The sequence below is a fragment of the Sphingomonas koreensis genome, from assembly GCF_002797435.1.
Taxonomy (GTDB): domain Bacteria; phylum Pseudomonadota; class Alphaproteobacteria; order Sphingomonadales; family Sphingomonadaceae; genus Sphingomonas; species Sphingomonas koreensis.
In genome coordinates this window covers 1,883,686-1,900,965 of sequence record NZ_PGEN01000001.1, presented here as the reverse complement: position 1 = coordinate 1,900,965, position 17,280 = coordinate 1,883,686, and the positions used below count along the sequence as shown (strand labels likewise).

Here is a 17,280-nt window from a genome sequence, read left to right as displayed (position 1 = left end):
GTGGAGGCAGACAAGTGGGTCCGCAGTTTGGCAGCAGCTGCCGCTAGTCTCGATGATACAGGGTCCTCAGGTGTACGCTCAGCCATACTCCGCATATGCGCTGCACTCAGATCGCCATTGGAGCACAGTAAACCGCTACGGCGGCAATTGGGTCGCGGCACGAACCCGCTGCGCGGGAGTGGTGCTGGTGGTGAGGTAACGGCAACGACGCGGGCGCTCGGCGTGGATTGAGCGGCGCCTGCCATGGGCAGACCCTTTCGGCTCCTTCAACCTGAGGAGTCGAACGATGAACGAGCTTGTTCTTGCTGGCGCGGTCAGTCCGCTGCGTCAGCGGCTGGTCGATGATATGACCATGCGCCGGTTCAGTCCTGAGACGCAGCGCAACTATCTGCGCGATGTCGGGCGGTTCGCGACGTGGCTGGGTCGCTCGCCCCACACCGCGAGCGCCGAGGATGTCCGCCAGTTCCAGATCGAGCAGCAGGAGGCTGGTGTCCCGGCACCGACCATGAACAGCATCGTCGCGGCGTTGCGGTTCTTCTTCAACCACACGCTCGACCGACCCGACCTGGCCCGCAAGCTCGTCCGCACGGCTCATGCCCGCAAGATCCCGGTGGTCCTGACGTTGGGCGAGGTGAAGCGGCTGCTCGACGCCACGACCTGCCTCAAGCATCAGGCGGCGCTGTCGGTCGCCTATGGCGCGGGGCTGCGCGTCGCCGAGGTGTCGGCGCTCAAGGTGAGCGATGTCGACAGCAAGCGGATGGTGCTGCGGATCGAGCGTGGCAAGGGCGGAAGGTATCGCAACGCCATGCTGCCGGAGGGCCTGCTCCTGCTGTTGCGGGACTGGTGGCGCGCGGCACGGCAACAGGGCATCATGCTTCCCGACGGCTGGCTCTTCCCCGGCCAGAACGCGACCGTGCCGATCAGTACCCGCCAGCTCTATCGCGTCGTAGTTCAAGCAGCAGAGGCAGCGGATATCGCCAAGCGGGTCGGACCACACACCCTGCGACACAGCTTTGCGACGCATCTGCTCGAGGACGGCGTCGATATCCGCGTCATCCAGGCGCTGCTCGGCCATGCCAAGCTCAACACAACGGCCTTCTACACCCAGGTCGCGACCAGGACGATGCGCGCGGTCGTCAGTCCACTCGACCGGTTGGCGCTGGCCTCACCCGACAAAGGCGCATCCGACGGCTGAGGCGGGATGCGCGCCTCCATCGAGGTCGCCGACATCTTCCGCGCTGCTGGACCTGTTTACCGCTCGGCGCATGCCGGGCATCTGAGCCTGCACCAGCTCAAGATCATGTCGGCGATCGAGCAATGTCGCACCGCGGCGATGGGCGGGCATGTCGAGGCCTGTACCGACTGCGGCCATTGGCGCATCGCCTATAACAGCTGTCGCAACCGGCACTGCCCCAAGTGCCAGGGCGTCGCCGCACGTACCTGGCTCGCCGAGCGCGAGGCCGACCTGCTGCCGGTCGGCTACTTCCATGTCGTGTTCACGCTTCCCGCTGAGATCGGCGTCATCGCGTTCCAGAACAAGGCGCTGGTCTACGATCTGCTGTTCCGCACGGCGGCGGAGACGATGCAGATCATCGCCGCCGACCCCAGGCATCTGGGCGCGCGCATCGGCATTACCGCCGTACTCCACACCTGGGGTTCGGCGCTCACTCATCACCCGCACATCCACATGATCGTCCCGGGCGGCGGCATCTCGCTCGACGGGGCAAGCTGGATCTCCGCGCGACCGGCGTTCCTCTTGCCCGTGCGCGTACTCGGCGCGCTGTTCCGCCGCCTGTTCCTGACCCGCCTGCTCGCGCTTCATGATGCTCGTCAGCTCGGCTTCTTCGGCAACCTGGCGCATCTTGCCGACCGACGGGCGTTCCTGAGGCACCTGTCACCAGTCCGCAAGAAGCGCTGGGTCGTGTATGCCAAGCCGCCGTTCGCGGACCCGCAGGCGGTGCTTGCCTATCTGTCGCGCTACACGCACCGGGTCGCCATCTCGAACAGCCGTCTGCTCCGGTTCGACGAGGACGGCGTCACGTTCCGCTACAAGGATTATCGCCGCGACAGTGCTGACCGTCAGCAAGTCATGACGCTGGCTACCGACGAGTTCATCCGCCGCTTTCTGCTGCATGCCCTGCCGCGCGGGTTCCATCGCATCCGCCACTATGGCCTGCTCGCCAGCGGCACCCGACGGACCAGCCTCGAACGCGCTCGCCAACTTCTTGCGGTCGCGCCACCTGCCGTCGAAGACATGCCTGAGGAACAGCCGAACGTCAGGCCGCCATGCCCATGCTGCGGCGGGCGCATGGTCATCATCGAGCTCTTCGAACGCCGATATCAGCCTCGCGCACCGCCATCCTTGGCCGTCGTATCCGGGAGCCCGCCGTCGTGACCCGGCACGGCCGATCGCCGGTTACCCCCGCGGCATGCCTGTCGCGGAGAATGACGGGTGTTGCCTCGAGCCCGCGCAAAAGCGGACGCATCGCTGCAAAAGTCGGACGGTCCGCTTCCAAGCGCCCGCCTCATCGCCCGAAAAGCAGCCGGTCCGCTCTCCGATCCGTCCGCCTGCCGGCAACACCCGCCGCCGCCCAGAGCAGGCCAAAACCCAAAACCACATAGACCAACGCCAGAGGCCCGCGGGTTCGGGCACCGCCGACTTTCCGACGCCTCACGGCGTCCGAAACTCTAAACGCGAGCAGCCTGTCGGCTTTCGGGTGCGAAAGCGGCTTAGCGGTCGTTCTAAGGTAGTCGCGCGACTTGGTGCTCGCTTCTGGAGCGGGGCGAGCACCAAGCCGGCGATCTCAGACAGTGCTGATTGTCCCGCCGTCGATGACGAACTCGGCGCCATGTATTGCAGCAGCACGGTCCGAAGCAAGATAGGCGATGAGGTCGGCCACCTCATGGGGTTCGGCTCCACGCCCGATCGAGATACCGCCGAGAGCGTCGAGCACAGACTGACGCGCCTCCTCGATCGTGCCGCCATTGGCCGCCTGGAGCATTTCGAGAAAGTCTCCGGTCGCTTCGGTCATGATCCAGCCGGGCGAGACGGCGTTGACCCGCACGCCCTTGGGACCAAGCTCCTTCGAGATCGATTTGCTGTAGGTCCTGAGCGCCGCCTTGGCAGCGGCATAGCCGGTTGTGGATTCTGGCAGCGGCAGCACGGACTGGATCGAGGTGACATGCACCACGGTGCCTTTGCCACGCGCGAGCATCTGCGGGATCAGCAGGCGATCAAGCCGGACCGTCGCAAGCAGGTTGAGGTTCAGTTCGGCAAGCCAGTGCTCGTCCGTCAGCGCGACGAAGCCACCTACCGGCGAAGCCGAACCACCGACGACATGGGCGAGAATGTCGATGCCGCCCAGTCGCTCGATCGCCGCCTTGGCCAGCGTTTCACCGCCCTCGGCTGTGGTCAAGTCCGCCTCAACATAGTCCACGCCCTCGATGGTGTCCTTGATCGTCCGGGCGGCGGTGATGACACGCGCGCCGCCGGCCAGGAAGCGCTCGACCGTGGCACGGCCAAGACCCTTGGTGCCGCCACTGACAAGCACGCGCTTGCCAGCAAACTCTGTGGGATCTGCCTGAATGCTCATACCGTGACCTCCAGCGTCTTGATGGCACCGGCTGCCAGCGTGAAGCGGTAGGTGAAGCGAAGCGGGCTACCCGGAAAGTCGCCATGAGCAGGGCCTTCGACCACGACGGCGCCACCCTCGTCCCGAACCGCATCGGGAATGAAGATGGCTTTCACCGGGATGACTTCTTCCTCCAGAAGCTGACGGATTGCCGTCTCGCCTTCGAACCGCTTGCCGTTATCGATGAAGACGGCGTCGCGTTGGAAAGGCTTCAACATGCCGTTGATGTCGAGACGCGCGTTTGCCTCGACATAGTCGGCAATCGGCTTTGGTAGTGTCATTGACATGGTCATCTCCTCGATGGTGACGAGGCTCATCTAGCGGTGGACTTTCTGCCTGATAATCGAGACAAATCGGCATGGAGTATTGCGGAGAACGGGATAATGGCTCGCCATTCCTTGATCGAGCTTGAGGCGGTGCTTGCCATTGTTCGGTGCGGGTCGTTCCGAGCGGCGGCGCTCGACCTTGGCATGTCGACCACGGCCATCAGCAACGCAGTGGGCAAGCTTGAGCGGGAGCTTGCCGTGCGGCTGTTCAATCGCACTACGCGAAGTGTCTCGCTCACCCATGCCGGGCGCATCTTCGTTGCACAGATTAACCTCTCCTATTCACGAGGCCGGGATTTTGGGCTGTTCTGATTGTGTTCAGCCGATAGCGGTTTGACCTGGGCGAGCGCCATCGGCGGTGTTTTTCACCGTGTCAGGAGCGATGGGCTTTTCAGGGTTGAAGGACGAGGGCTCGGGGTCTGGGCGGCGCTGCCGCGCTGGCTATGTAGGAGTTGGCCGGAAGCTGGTGGCGATGTCTTTGAACACGCTGGCATCCGGGCAGGCTGAAGCGAAGGCAATGCGGATACGCGAGGCGCTTTCGATGACGCGGGCAGCGACCTTGAGCAGCCGCAGGCGCAGGGTCGCGAACTCGGCAGCGGCCAGCGCGGTGGCCTTGGGAATGGCCTGCTGGATGCGCCACATCAGCCAGTAGGCGGCGGTGTGCAGAATGAGGCGCATCTGGTTGGCATTGGCTGAGCGGCACGAAGTGCGATCGCTGGCGAGCTGCGACTTGTGGCGCTTGATCAGGTTCTCGGCCTGGCCGCGCGCGCAGTAGAGCGTGTCGTAGATATGCTCGGCCGATCCGTCCTGAAGCGAGGTAACGACATAGCGGATGTCCATACCCAGCGTGCTGGCCTCGATCCGGGCGACGACGCGGCGCCGACACTTCCAGCTTTTGGCGCCGTAGCGGGTCTCGGCATAGTTGCGCAGGACGGGGTATTGGCGCTGAGCGCGCTTGACCGCGCAGGCATCGGCGGCCGCGACGATGACCGGATCGGCACGCAGCGCGGCGTTGGTTGGCAAGCCGAACACGTAATCGACGCGGTGCGCCTCGCAGAACGCCATGACCTCGGGCCGCCCATAGTGCCCGTCACCACGGATGGTGATGTGGGTATCGGGCCAGTGCCGGCGGATATGGCGCACCAGGCGCCGGATGTGGCCGGCAGCTTCGGCGCCCGACGGCGTCTTGCCGGTCCGCAGCAGCATCGCCACCGGGCGGCCGGTCGCAGTGTCGTAGACGTGGATCGGCAGGAAGCAGCGCTCACCGTGATGACCATTCCAGAACGACAACTGCTGGTAGCCGTGGACGACATCGCAGGTATCATCGATGTCCAGCGTCACCGCCGCCGGCGGGGCGGGATAGCTGGCGCAGTAGATGTCGATCATCGCACCCATCATCCTGGCCAACTCACGCGTGGTCGGTGCATTCTCCCACCTGCTCATCGTCGGTTGGCTCGCAAGCCCGGCACCTGATCCCGGCAACTTGCCCAGCGCCAGGCGGAAGCCTGGATCGTCGCGCAGGGCATCGAGATCATCGGCATCCTCATAGCCGCAGGCGATCGCGAACGTGCGGGCACGCAGGATGTCATCGAGGCGATGGATCACCCGCGCAGGATCGCGCGGGTCGGCAATGCAAGCCGCAAGCCGACGGCAGATCCCCATCGCGCGCTCGGCCTGCGCCAGCAGCAGCACACCGCCATCCGAGGTCAGCCGGCCACCGTCGAACGCGGCTGTGAGCTTTTTGCCGCCAATGGCTGGAAACGAAAATCCAAGCGCGTTATCCTCGCTCTCGGCGGGTGTGGCCTGTGGCATTTTTTGCCTCGCTGCAGGACTGGTCTAGACACCCATTTTCCTACTGCAAAGCAAACGCTTACGCCACTCCCGCCAACCCTTCACCCCCACCGCGGTGAATAATTCAGGTTAAGCCTGCGCTCGAAGACATCCAGAAGGCAATGAACACGGCGCGTTCCGAGCAGGAGACGCCGTCCGGCACCTTGCGCATCAATGCGTTCGCGACCGCGGCACGCGAGATCATGGCGCCGCTCGTGCTGACCTATCTGCAACGCTATCCGCAGGTTCATATCGACCTTGTCACCGAGGGACGGCTTGTCGACGTCGTGGCGGCAGGCTTCGATCTGGGCGTGCGCAGTGCGGATCTTGTGCCCAGCGACGCGATCGCCATCCCCCTGGGCCAAGTGCGGCGTATGGCGGTGGCAGCATCCCCGGCCTTCCTGGCAGGCAAGGTCATCCCTCAGGTGCCGCAGGATCTCCTGAACTATCCTTGCCTTCGCATCCGTCTCCCTAACGGGGCGTTATTCCGATGGCGATTCGAGAAGGACGGCGAAGAACTGCAGCTCGAAGTGGAAGGCCCGATCACGCTCGACGAAGCGTCGCTCTCTCGCATCGCAGCAACGAACGGCGTTGGGATCGGCTATTTCATGGAGGCGGATGTGCGCGACGACATCGCAACGGGTCGGCTCGTGCGCATTCTCGAAGACTGGACGCCGCAGCTCGCACCACTGTGCCTCTATTACTCTAATCGACGCAATCCTTCCGCGGCCTTCCAAGCCTTCATTGCGCTCGCCCGCGACATCGCGGCGGGGCGGCTCGCACAGACTTGAGCATCACTGCTGCCCGTCACCGCAATGGCCCGAGTTTTATAAGAAGATGATGCCCAAACGGTACTTGATCAGCGGCAGCTTTGAGGCTTTCCATAGATCCGCGCGAACGACCGGGTTTGGGGCGCTAGGTCGTGAACCCATAAAGCTGACGGGGCAGGCGATGTAGGCGGGCTGCGGGTCAGCCGTATTTTGCCCAGAGGATTGCGGCGGCTACCAGCACGCAGAAGATGGCGAAGAGCGCCATGAACACGCGGAATGGGAGAAGCAGGAGCAGATCGGACCAATCGAACATCGCCTGATGCTGCCGCAAACGTCCGAGACGTGCAATCGAGCGCCTTTCGACGGGCTTCCGCGTCGGGCCAGATTGTGATTCAGCATCGGCATGAGCCGCTATGACCTGACCGAATTCGAATGGCGCGTGATCGAGCCGCTGCTGCCCAACAAGCCGCGAGGCGTGCCGCGCGTCGATGATCGCCGCGTGCTGAACGGCATCTTCTGGGTGCTGCGGTCGGGCGCGCCATGGCGCGACCTGCCGGAGCGCTATGGACCGTGCACCACCTGCTACAACCGCTTCAACCGATGGCGCCAGGCAGATGTGTGGGACCGGCTGATGGACGCCATCAGCGCAGCGCACGACGGGGAAATCCAGATGATCGACAGCACTTCCATCCGGGCGCACCAGCAGGCTGCGACGGCAAAAAAGGGGGTCCAGATCATTGTCTCGGTCGCTCCCGAGGCGGGCTCACGACCAAGATCCACGTCGTTGTCGACGCCCAAGGCCTCCCGATCCGGCTTGGCCTGACCGCCGGGCAGACCCACGACGGGCAGATCGCCGATAAGCTGCTCGACCACCTTGGTCCGTGCACCATCGTGCTGGCCGACAAGGCCTACGACGCCGACCGAATCCGCGAAATGATCCAGGATCAGGGCGCCACGCCGAATATCCCGCCGAAGAGCAACCGCAAATGGAAGCCGTGCTTCAGCAAGCGGCTTTACCGTGAGCGCAACCTGATCGAGCGGTTCTTCTCCAAGCTGAAGCACTTCCGCCGGGTCGCCACTCGATATGACAAGCTCGCCGCCAACTTCCTCGCCATGGTCCAGCTCGCCTCAATGCGGCTGTGGCTGCGCGCTTATGAGTCTACGGCCTAAGCCGCCGGATCCGCGCCGGGATATCAAACGACCATTCACGACGCCGCACTAGGCGTCCGAGCAGCCATTACCCTCACTCGGGACGGATCGTCCGCTAAGCATCGTCCGCCATCACTTGGCTACCTGCGTATAGGCTCAAGATGGTAACACGTCGGTCTTCCGAAGCGACATGCACGATCAAGGTGTCCGCGAGATCAATGTCAGGGTGGTGTGCGGCATTTCCGGCAAACCAGAGTGCTTCTTTAAATCACTCCTCTCTCTACCGCTTGCCCCTAGTCAACGACGGGCGGCTATCTCGTCGATCTTCCGCAGCAGATCGGCGGTGTCGTCATACACGCGGATCGCGCCAGACTGGCGCAGTTCGTCGGCGCCATAGCCACCGCTCAGCAGGCCTACGCCCAGCGACCGACAGCGGGCCGCTGCCAGCATGTCCCAGATGCTGTCGCCCACCACCAGCGCGGTCTCGATCGGCACGCTCAGGCGCTCGGCCGCGGCCAGGAACAGATCCGGGTCCGGCTTGGCATATTTTACCTGATCGCGCGTCACCACCGGAACCCGGGCCGGATCGACGCCAAGGATCTCGAGATTGAGCGCTGCCGTCTCCATCCGCCCGCTCGTTGCGATCGCCCAGGGTATCCGGGCGTCGGTCAGATAGGCGAGAAGCTCGCGGGCGCCGGGGAGCGCCCGTAGGCTGCCGGCGAGCCTTTTGTAAGCCGCTGCATGATTTTGTCGTAGCCGGTTGACGATCGGCTCGCTGATCTCGATTCCAGTCTCGCGGAGGAGCTGGTTGGTGAACAGCCCACCGCTCATCCCGATGTTGCGATGAATGCGCCAGACCGCAAGCTCGATCCCCTCCTCGTCGAGCGCTTCCTTCCAGGCCAGAACGTGCTGGTAGACGCTGTCGATGAGCGTTCCGTCGAGATCGAACAGAAAGGCGGATTCGATACGCATATACTTCCTTCCAGCATAATTCGACGGCGCCGGGACGGCACTGTCACCTCGTGCGCACTTCGCCGTCGAGCGCTACGAAGCCTTTATCCGAGTAGAATGCGGGCACCGCGCCGCTCAGGCCATAGTAGCGGAAGCTCAGCGCGCGAAAGCGATTGATGTAGAGCACGCCGAACCCCTGCCGCGGATCGAGCAGCAGATCGAGGCGATAGCGACCGTCCGTGCTGGCTGGGAACGCGATCCGCGGCGCGTCGGCGGTACGGTTACCGACCACGAACCGCGCTTGCTGAGCGGCCAGGTCGATTTCCGCGAGGGCGGTGATGGTGCCGCTTTTGGTGAAGCGGATGCCGAACTTGTCGCCCGGCCGCACGGACAGATCGGCGGTGATCCGGGTACCCTTGCCAATCGGACCGGCAGCCGGAACCGAAGGCGACAGCCGGCTCGCGAGAACCATGAATTGCTGCGCGATCGCACCGGCGATATCGACCGCGAGCGCGCCTTCATCCGTGCGGTGGATCGCATGGACTACCAGGTCGCCGCCCCATTCGAGTTCCGCGTCGTCGCGCCTGCCGCGGCGATGCGCGACCCAGCCGAAGAGCAGCCGGTTCGCGCCCGCCCCCGCCGTCTTGCCCGCGTAGAAGCCGCGCCCGTCCAGCGCGTCGAATGCGCCATAGGCATAGGGACCGGTGGAGGTGGCGGCCTTAAGATAGCGCGTCTGGCGCGAGGTATCGCGCTGGTCCGAATAGAGCAGGAACCAGTCCGACCCCTCGCGAAACAGGTCAGGCACCTCGAGGTTGAGCGGCGAAGCCTCGGCATAGAGCGGCGGGGCGGCGGTCCAGCGGTCGAGATCGGGCGACGTGTAGAGGCCGATCACGGCTTGCCCGCTCTGGCGCGTGGTCAACAGCATCCACCAGGCCCGGGCCTCGTCATTCCAGAAGACGAACGGGTCGCGGAAATCCCAGCGATCATAATCGGGTACGCCCGAAAAGCGCGGTGTCGCAAGCTTGGTCCATGGCCCCGTCAAGCTGTCCGCCCGCGAGGTCATGACGATTTCCTTCGGATTCCCGTCAGGCAGATGCCCGGTGTAGAAGATGCGGTAGCCGCCGGCCGGATCGGCGACCACGCTGCCGCTACCGGTCCAGTAATCGGGGGCGCCCGCTGGCCCCACTGGTACCGCCTCGACCGGCGCTGACCATGCGGAGAGATCCGCAGATGAGGAAACCCGCCAGGGATGGCGGCCTTCGTTCTGCAGGTAAAACACGTGGTAGCGCCCGTCGTGATAAAATGGGTTCGGGTCGCCGATCCCCTGTGCCTCGAGCCCAAAGAATATCGGCGCGGCGGTGACGCCCGGATCGGGGGATGGCGAAGGTGACGGCGTCGGGGTTGGTGTCGGCGTGGGCGCCGTGACCACTGGCCCGGTGTCGACCTCGGGAAGCGATTGCCCACAGGCCGTGACAAATGAAGTGCCGAGGACGAAGACGGGCGCCAGGGCCAGCGCATGAAGGCTGCGCATCGAAAGTCTCCTGAACAGAAAGCGGCAGATCGCTGTCCCGCCGGCGATCACGCCGACGGGACTTGGAGCATCACATCTTGAAGCGCAGGCCGAGGCTGAAATAGCGCCCCTCCACGCGCAGATCGCGAGGGAAGTACTGCGTTTCGTTATAGTAGCGGTAGTTGTTGAACGGTTCGCCCAGGATATTGCTGACGTTACCGACCAGCGTGAAGCCCGGCGTCAGGTCATAGGATACCGAAAAATCGAGCCGCGAGATCGGCCGCGTGATCTCGCCGGCATATTGCACTTCATTGGCGGTACGATTGTAGCTGGTCACGAATTCAGAGCGGCGGTTGTACGAAAGCCGGGCCGATATGCCGTTCTTCTCGTAGAAACCCGTCAGGTTGTACGCCCAGGTCGAAAGGCCGGTGAGCTTCACCTGCCGCGCCCCCTCTCCCAATGCGACCGGGAGCGCATTGGTGCCATCGAGATAGGTGACGTTGGCCTGTGCTCCGAAGCCCGAGAGCCAGCCCGGCAGGAAGTCGAAGAAGGTCTGGACCGACGCCTCGACGCCTTTGATGCGGCCTTTGCCAGCGTTTTCCGGCCGGTTGATCTGGATCAGGCCGTAGACCGGATCGACGACGTCGCGGGTATAGTTGCTGATGAAGCCGTCGAGATCGCGATAGAAGGCAGCGATCGACGCCGATCCGTTCTTCGAGAAATAATATTCGAGCGTCGCGTCGTAGTTCTTCGAGGTCAGCGGCTGGAGGTCCGGGTTCCCCCCGCTGCCGAACGCCGCATAGCGCGGCGGCGAGCCGTCTGGCCCGGGATTGTTGCGGGTGATGTTGAGCGAGGGATTGAGCTGCCCGAATCCAGGCCGGGTCCGCGTCTCGGTAAAGGCGAGTCGCATCTGCCATTGCGATCCGAAGCGGAAGCGCGACAGGAACGAAGGCAGGATATCGACATAGTTCTGCCGCGCGTCGCGCTTCACCGGCTGACCGTCGACCCGCGAATAGCCCGAATAGACGCCATCGGTGTTGACGACCCGGACGCCGAGCGTGCCGTCGACCTGAACCCCGCCCAGATCGAACGCATATTTGCCCTGCAAGTAGGCGGCGTAGCTCGATTCCTTCGCACTGAACCCGTTGAACGGGTCGAACGGAATCTCCTCGGTCGCGAATTTGCCCAGCGCCTCGCGAATGCCGCCGTCATTGGGGAACAGCACCACTAGCTGCTGGAGCGAGGCGTAGGAGAGCTGGCGCAGCGCCTCGGCGTTGTCGCGGATCGACTGGCGCGGGGCGGCGAGCCAGTTCTGGAAGCGCTGCGGATCGCCGCGATAACCGTCGGTGATCATCTCGAGCGCGCCGGTCGGCAGGCTGTCGAGGCGAAGACCAAGGCCCGCGGTATAGGCATAGCGGTTGTTGTTCTGCGCCATCGACGTGCGGTCGGTCGCGCGCAGACCGAACTGGATGCGCGGCAGCCATCCAATATCGGTTTCGAGGTCGAGATCGAGACGGCCCTGATAGCCGTCGCCCTTGGTGATGAAATCGCGCTGATAATAGCCGCGCCACAGCGTGTTCGCGGGATTGGCGATGTCGTAGCCGCCGAGATCGAAGATCGCCGAGCCGCGCACGTCCCAGTCGACGTTGATCGTCGGCGCGGTGGCGAGCTGAGCGTCGACGCTGTCCTCGCGCGCCTGATACTTGCTGTGGGTATAGGCGAAGTCGCCCGATAGCGTGGCGCGCCCGGTTTTCCACTTGAAGCCGATGGCGCCCTGATAGGTGTCGGTGCTGTCGTCCTGGGTCGAGCGGAAGAATTCTGGCACGTAGCCGCCGGTCTTGGTGAAGCTCTGCGCCTTCAATGGCTCGCCCGGTACCAGCACGACGTTCGAGATGGTGGGGAGCACCCCGCTGGCGCTGCGCCGCTCGAAATTGACGTTGAACGCGTCGCGCATCACGTCACCGCGATAGGCCTGCCACAGACCCTCGGCATAAAGCTCAAGATCGGGCGTGGGTCGCCACTGGATCGTGCCGTTGATCGCGGGGCGATGCCGGATACCCTTTTCGTAAAAATTGCCGGCATTGGCGGGAAACCGGAAATTGCCGACGCCGGGCGTGGTGACGGGAATGTCGTCGCCCGGGTCCCCGGTGTTGAACCCCTGAGGGCTGATCACCGCGGAGTCCGCATAACGATCGGCGTTGCGATAGGTGGTGCGGACATAGCTGAAGTTGATCAGCGCGCCGACCTCGCCGATGGGCGTGTCCCACCGCTTGGTGAGCAAGAGGTTGCCCGAAGGGTCGAAGGCCTGCGACTGATCGTTGTACGACGCGCGGATCTCGCCGGCGATCTCGGTATCCCTGACCTCGAACGGACGGCGCGAGCGAAGGTTGACCAAACCGGCAAGCCCCGGCTCGATGAGGTCGGCGGTGCCGGACTTATAGACCTCGATTCCTGCGGCGACGCCGGCGGGGAAATCCTGCAAGTGCAGCTTGCGGTCGTCAGCGGTGAAGAATTCACGGCTGTTGAAGGTGGTCGCGACATCGGGGAGGCCACGCACCAGGATATCGCCGGCCTCGTCATTGTAGCGAAGCACGGTCACGCCCGTCACGCGCGCGATCGATTCAGCGGCGTTGTTGTCGGGCAGCTTGCCGATATCCTCCGACACGATCGCATCGACGATCGAGTCCGAGTTGCGCTTGATCGCCGCCGCCGAGCCGAGTGCAGCGCGATAGCCGGTCACGACGATCTCGTTCGCCGCAGGCTCCTCCGCCTCGGGCGTCGCCGCCGGCGCTTCCTGCGCTGCGGCCGGGGCGGCGATCACCAGCGCCGCGAGCGACGCGGTGGCCAGAAATCCGATCCTCTTTCCAGTCATCCAAATTCTCCCTGTTCGTTTCTTGTCTTCCGTGCAATTCGCCCGGCGCCGGCACGCGCTTCCCCCGCGCCGCGGCGCGATGCCCGCAGCGTGCCGATGCATTCGGGATGTTCAGTGCCGCGCGCGCGGCGTCAGTTCAGCGTGTCCGCAATCGCTTCATTTACGGCTCTCCATGCTGCGCATCGGCCAGGCGGTGAGATTCATCGTCGCTTTCCCTCCGCGTGCCGTCGCGCTCCACGTCAGCGCCCCGCCGCCGCGATAGAAACGGTCGGTGATCGTCTGCCTGCCATCGTTGACGAATACCTCGACGATCGATTCATCGGCGAGCACGCGCAGCTTCACCTTGCGGCTCTTGAGGTCGACCGGTGCGACATGACGGTTGGCAAACCCGTCATGGAAATGCGGGCCCGACCGGGTGCGGTCGACGAACACCTCGTTCACCGTCGGGTTGACCCCGATCCGCGTCTGCCACCCCTGCCCATCGGTCAGCGCAATCGACACTTGATCGGCGGTGCCGGTGTCCAGTTCCAGCTCGATATCGGCCTTGCCGCCCTCGATCGGCAGCGGAACCGGCGTTTCCGACAGAGCCAGCGCAGGCGCGCGCTGCGGCGTACCGCGAAGCGTGGCCAGTTCGCGCACGGGAGCCTGGAGGAGGTGATAGCCCTCCGCCGTCTTGCGCAGCGCCACGGTGCGCGCCACCGTCATGATCCCGCGTGCGGGCCAGGTCGGGATCGCCTCGGCATAGCGCCAGTCATTCGCCCAGCCCATCCACACGCGGCGCGGATCGCCCTTGGGCATGTCGTTCCACGAGATGGTGGCGTAGAAATCCGCACCATAGTCCATCCATTGCGGTGCAGCGGGCCAGCCTGGAACGAGGGTGAACTTCTCGCCGTCGAAATCGCCGACGAAATACTGCCCGCCCGATCCACCGCCGATGGCGTTGTCACCCAGGTTGATGCTGAGCACCCAGCGCGTCTCGCCCGGCGCACCGCCCTCGACCGGCAGCTCGAACAGGTCTGGGCACTCCCAGAACTTTCCTCGCCCGCCGGCGGGGCCAAAGCTGCTGCGGTGCGTCCAGTCCTTGAGGTTGGGCGAGGTGTAGATCTCGGCAGTATTCGCCGCAGCCTTGAGCACCACCATCACCCAACGCCTCGTCGGCGCATGCCAGAAGACCTTGGGATCGCGGAAGTGCTTTTCGTTGCCGGCATTCAGCACCTCGCCATGGATGGTGAAGGTGCGCCCGCGGTCGTTGCTGTAGGCAAGATATTGGGACTGCCGCTCCGTCTTGGGGTCGTGCCCTGTATAGATGGCGATCATCGGCGGCTTGCCGTTCTTGCCGAAGCCGGTGGTGTTGTTCCAATCGATGACCGCTGTGCCGGAGAACGCCATCACGTCGGTCTCGGGGATCGCGACGGGGAGTTCTTCCCAGTTCACCAGGTCGCGGCTGACCGCATGGCCCCAGTTCATGTGTCCCCAGCGGTCGCCGTGGGGATTGTACTGGTAGAACAGGTGATACTCGCCGTCATAATAGACGAGGCCATTGGGGTCGTTCATCCAGTTCCGGGCGGGGCCGTAGTGATAGCCTGGCCGCACATCGGCCTGCTGCGCCGAAGCCGCGGAAGCGAGCACCGCCGCGGCGGTGAGAAGGATGGCCAGTTTCTTCATGCGCGCGCGCTCCCCAGGTTCATGTCCTCCAATGCGATGCCGTTGGTCTCCGGCATGAACTTCCAGGTCCACAGAAGCTGGAGCAGCATCATCGCACCGAAGAAGGCGAACACCCATCCGCCGACGCTGGCGGCGAACACCGGGAAGGCCCAGGTGATCGCGGCCGCCATCACCCAATGGGTGGTGCTGCCCAGCGCCTGTCCCTTGCCGCGCACGGCGCTCGGGAAGACTTCGGAGATGAACACCCAGATCACGGCGCCCTGCGACATGGCGAAGGCCGCGATGAAGCCGAGCAGGCCGAACAGGATCAGCGTGCCGTCGGGCTTGGCGCTTTCGAGCTGCCAGCCGACCAGGAGCAAGGTCGCGGCGCAAATCACCGAGCCGACGAAGAGCAGCGGCCTGCGCCCGAAGCGGTCGATCAGGAACAATGCGGCGACGGTGAAGACGAGGTTGGTGCCGCCCACCGCGATCGACTGAAGCAGCGCGCTGTCGGCGCCGGCCCCGGCCAGCTCGAAGATGCGCGGGGCATAATAGAGCAACGCGTTGATGCCCGAGAGCTGGTTGAACATCGCGATCGCGATCGCGCACGCGACCGGCGTGAAATGCGAGCGCTGGAACAGGCGCGGCTTGCCTGCGGCTTCCTCGCGCGCTTCGGCCAGCTCGATGCGGGCGAGCTCGGCGCGGGGATCGGCAAAGCCGAGCCGCTGCATCACATCCCTTGCGCGATCGGCCTGCCCGTGGATCGCCAGCCAGCGCGGGCTTTCGGGCAGCAGCAACGTAACCAGAAGGAAGATCGTCGAAGGCACCGCGACGATGCCGAACATCCAGCGCCAGGCGACATCGTACTGGACCAGCCCGGCGATGATATAGTTGGAAAGAAAGGCAATCAGGATGCCGAGCACGATGTTGAGCTGGTTCATCGCGACGAGCCGGCCACGGAACCGCGCGGGCGAGACCTCGGCGATGTAGATCGGCGTCACTACCGACGCCGCACCGATCGCCAGCCCGCCCATGAAGCGAAAGACAAGGAAGGCGTTGAGGTCGGGTGCGAGACCGGTACCCAGCGACGACACGACATAGGCGATCGCCACTGTCAGCATCACCCCCTTGCGTCCGAACCGATCCGCCGGCGCGCCCGCGATCAGCGAGCCCAGCACGGTACCGATGAGCGCCGAGGCGACGGTGAAGCCGAGCATCGCATCGGTCAGACCGAACTGCAGCTGCAACGCCTGGGTCGCTCCGGAGATGACCGCCGTGTCGAAGCCGAACAGCAAGCCGCCGAGTGCGGCACCTGCGGCGCTGAGGATGATCGCGACGGTAGCGCGCGCTTCCTCATCGGGCGCTCCGGCGAAGGAAGCGGACACGCTATGCATTTGCGAACTCCGTGATCGAAGGGGCGATGAGCGAGCCCGTGGCTGCCCAGTGCATCGGCCACTGGCGGGTGACGATGCGGTATGCGAGGGCGAAGGCGCCGGTGAGGCCCGCCGAGGGTCCGGCCGTTGGCGGAACGACATATTCGTCCATGTCGAGGCTGCGCATGCTGGCGTCGTAGCCGGCGAGCTTGGCCACCAGCGTGCGGCGCACGCGAGCATGCATGAGATGCGATTCCATGACTCCCCCGCCCAAGATGATGCGGTCGGGCCGGACGATATAGGTGAGCGTCGCGCAGAGTCCGGCGAGATAGTCGGCCTCGATGTCCCAGGCCGGATGATCACCGGGCAGCGTCTCGGCGGCGGCGCCCCAGCGCGCCTTCATCGCCGGGCCGCAAGCAAGTCCTTCCAGGCAGTCGCCGTGAAACGGGCAGATACCCGCAAAGTCATGATCGCCCGGCGCGCGCGGCAAGCGAATATGCCCGGCCTCCGGGTGATTGGCGCCGCCGTGCGGCGCGCCGCCGACCAGCAGGCCTACGCCGATGCCCGTGCCGACGGTGACGTAGCAGAAGGTGTCGAGCCCGCGTCCGCTGCCGAACAGCCGCTCGCCCACCGCTGCGCAGTTGACGTCGGTGTCGAGCGCCATCGGAGCATCGATCATCTGGCGGAAATAGCCGAGCAGGTCGACGTCCTGCCAGCCGGGTTTAGGTGTCGAAGTGATAGAGCCATAGTCGGGCGCGATCGGATCGAGCGAGAGCGGCCCGAAGCTGCCGACCGAGAAGGCCGAGAGCGGCCCGTGACGCGCGACATGTTCGGCGAAGAAGGCCGTCGCGGCATCCAATGTTTCCGCGGGCGTGGTGGTCGGGATGCGGGTCTGCGCCAACACACTGCCGGTGCGATCGGCGATACCGCAGAGGAACTTGGTGCCGCCGGCCTCGACCGCACCAAGCAGGAGAGGTTCGTCACCCATCAGGCCCGCCTGCCCGAAGGAATCCAGCGGCATTGCTCCGCGGGACGCGCAAACAGCTCGATGACGGAATACCCGGCCATACCTCTCCCCATATTCGGGCGTGCGTTCACGCTCCGTCAGACCAATCCATCAGCGATTTAGCATTGCCCGCCGTATCCTGGGTGGCCTGGCAGCCTAAATCTATCGATGTGATTTGCTAAATCTACAGAAGTGATTTAGCCTGTCAAGCAAGCGC

Annotated in this window: 12 protein-coding genes and 3 pseudogenes; 5 read left to right on the top strand and 10 right to left on the bottom strand. The window is 64.6% G+C overall.

From position 1 onward, the window contains the following. Window positions 1–286 precede the first annotated feature (286 nt). Together BDW16_RS08825 and BDW16_RS08820 are read left to right on the top strand one after the other, a co-directional pair. Window positions 287–1,195 (top strand): tyrosine-type recombinase/integrase, encoded by a 909-nt coding sequence (locus BDW16_RS08825; RefSeq protein WP_100362717.1) that lies wholly within the window; start codon window positions 287–289, stop codon window positions 1,193–1,195. A 6-nt stretch (window positions 1,196–1,201) separates the two neighbouring features. Beyond that, window positions 1,202–2,395, top strand: a complete 1,194-nt coding sequence (locus BDW16_RS08820; protein WP_066582090.1) for an IS91 family transposase — start codon at window positions 1,202–1,204, stop codon at window positions 2,393–2,395. A 409-nt stretch (window positions 2,396–2,804) separates the two neighbouring features. On the opposite strand, the gene BDW16_RS08815 is transcribed toward BDW16_RS08820, so the two are convergent. Both BDW16_RS08815 and BDW16_RS08810 read right to left on the bottom strand, forming a co-directional pair. Next, entirely contained in the window at window positions 2,805–3,593 is a 789-nt protein-coding gene (locus tag BDW16_RS08815; RefSeq protein ID WP_066582094.1) for an SDR family oxidoreductase, read from the bottom strand. Continuing rightward, the gene (locus BDW16_RS08810) at window positions 3,590–3,919 is read right to left on the bottom strand and encodes a nuclear transport factor 2 family protein (protein WP_066582096.1); all 330 of its coding nucleotides are present in this window, start codon (window positions 3,917–3,919) and stop codon (window positions 3,590–3,592) included. Before BDW16_RS08810 ends, BDW16_RS08815 begins: the two co-directional genes overlap by 4 nt. A gap of 96 nt (window positions 3,920–4,015) precedes the next feature. On the opposite strand from BDW16_RS08810, the pseudogene BDW16_RS08805 reads away from it, so the two are divergent. Next, window positions 4,016–4,228 (top strand): annotated as a pseudogene (locus BDW16_RS08805) (helix-turn-helix domain-containing protein); the annotation flags it as partial. A gap of 171 nt (window positions 4,229–4,399) precedes the next feature. Here BDW16_RS08805 and BDW16_RS08800 read toward each other — a convergent pair. Next, window positions 4,400–5,770 carry an IS1380 family transposase gene (locus BDW16_RS08800; protein WP_066582092.1) on the bottom strand — a complete coding sequence of 457 codons (1,371 nt, stop codon included), beginning with the start codon at window positions 5,768–5,770 and terminating at the stop codon, window positions 4,400–4,402. Window positions 5,771–5,868: 98 nt separating this feature from the next. Between BDW16_RS08800 and BDW16_RS08795 the strand changes: the two are divergent. Then, a pseudogene (locus BDW16_RS08795) lies at window positions 5,869–6,579 on the top strand (LysR substrate-binding domain-containing protein); the annotation flags it as partial. A gap of 382 nt (window positions 6,580–6,961) precedes the next feature. Further along, window positions 6,962–7,728 (top strand): IS5 family transposase gene (locus BDW16_RS08790; protein WP_100362736.1). Its coding sequence is split into 2 segments (ribosomal slippage): window positions 6,962–7,286 and window positions 7,286–7,728, totalling 768 coding nucleotides; the frame shifts between segments, so codons are not numbered across the junction. 94 nt (window positions 7,729–7,822) lie between these two features. Here the strand turns inward: BDW16_RS08790 and BDW16_RS21935 are convergent. The 7 genes and pseudogenes from BDW16_RS21935 to BDW16_RS08760 form a co-directional block, all read right to left on the bottom strand. Next, window positions 7,823–7,960, bottom strand: a pseudogene (locus BDW16_RS21935) (DUF7684 family protein); the annotation flags it as partial. Between the two features lie 44 nt (window positions 7,961–8,004). After that, window positions 8,005–8,679, bottom strand: a complete 675-nt coding sequence (locus BDW16_RS08785) for an HAD family hydrolase (RefSeq protein ID WP_066581970.1) — start codon at window positions 8,677–8,679, stop codon at window positions 8,005–8,007. 43 nt (window positions 8,680–8,722) lie between these two features. Continuing rightward, the gene (locus BDW16_RS08780) at window positions 8,723–10,189 is read right to left on the bottom strand and encodes a glycoside hydrolase family protein (RefSeq protein WP_083954490.1); all 1,467 of its coding nucleotides are present in this window, start codon (window positions 10,187–10,189) and stop codon (window positions 8,723–8,725) included. 70 nt (window positions 10,190–10,259) lie between these two features. Further along, window positions 10,260–13,040: a TonB-dependent receptor gene (locus BDW16_RS08775; protein WP_066581974.1), complete on the bottom strand. Its 2,781-nt coding sequence runs from the start codon at window positions 13,038–13,040 to the stop codon at window positions 10,260–10,262. Between the two features lie 156 nt (window positions 13,041–13,196). After that, window positions 13,197–14,705, bottom strand: coding sequence for a glycoside hydrolase family 32 protein (locus tag BDW16_RS08770; RefSeq protein WP_066581977.1), 1,509 nt, complete (start codon window positions 14,703–14,705; stop codon window positions 13,197–13,199). Beyond that, window positions 14,702–16,078: a sugar porter family MFS transporter gene (locus BDW16_RS08765; RefSeq protein ID WP_083954491.1), complete on the bottom strand. Its 1,377-nt coding sequence runs from the start codon at window positions 16,076–16,078 to the stop codon at window positions 14,702–14,704. Before BDW16_RS08765 ends, BDW16_RS08770 begins: the two co-directional genes overlap by 4 nt. Next, entirely contained in the window at window positions 16,071–17,078 is a 1,008-nt protein-coding gene (locus tag BDW16_RS08760) for an ROK family protein (RefSeq protein WP_241910306.1), read from the bottom strand. Before BDW16_RS08760 ends, BDW16_RS08765 begins: the two co-directional genes overlap by 8 nt. Window positions 17,079–17,280: the final 202 nt, after the last annotated feature.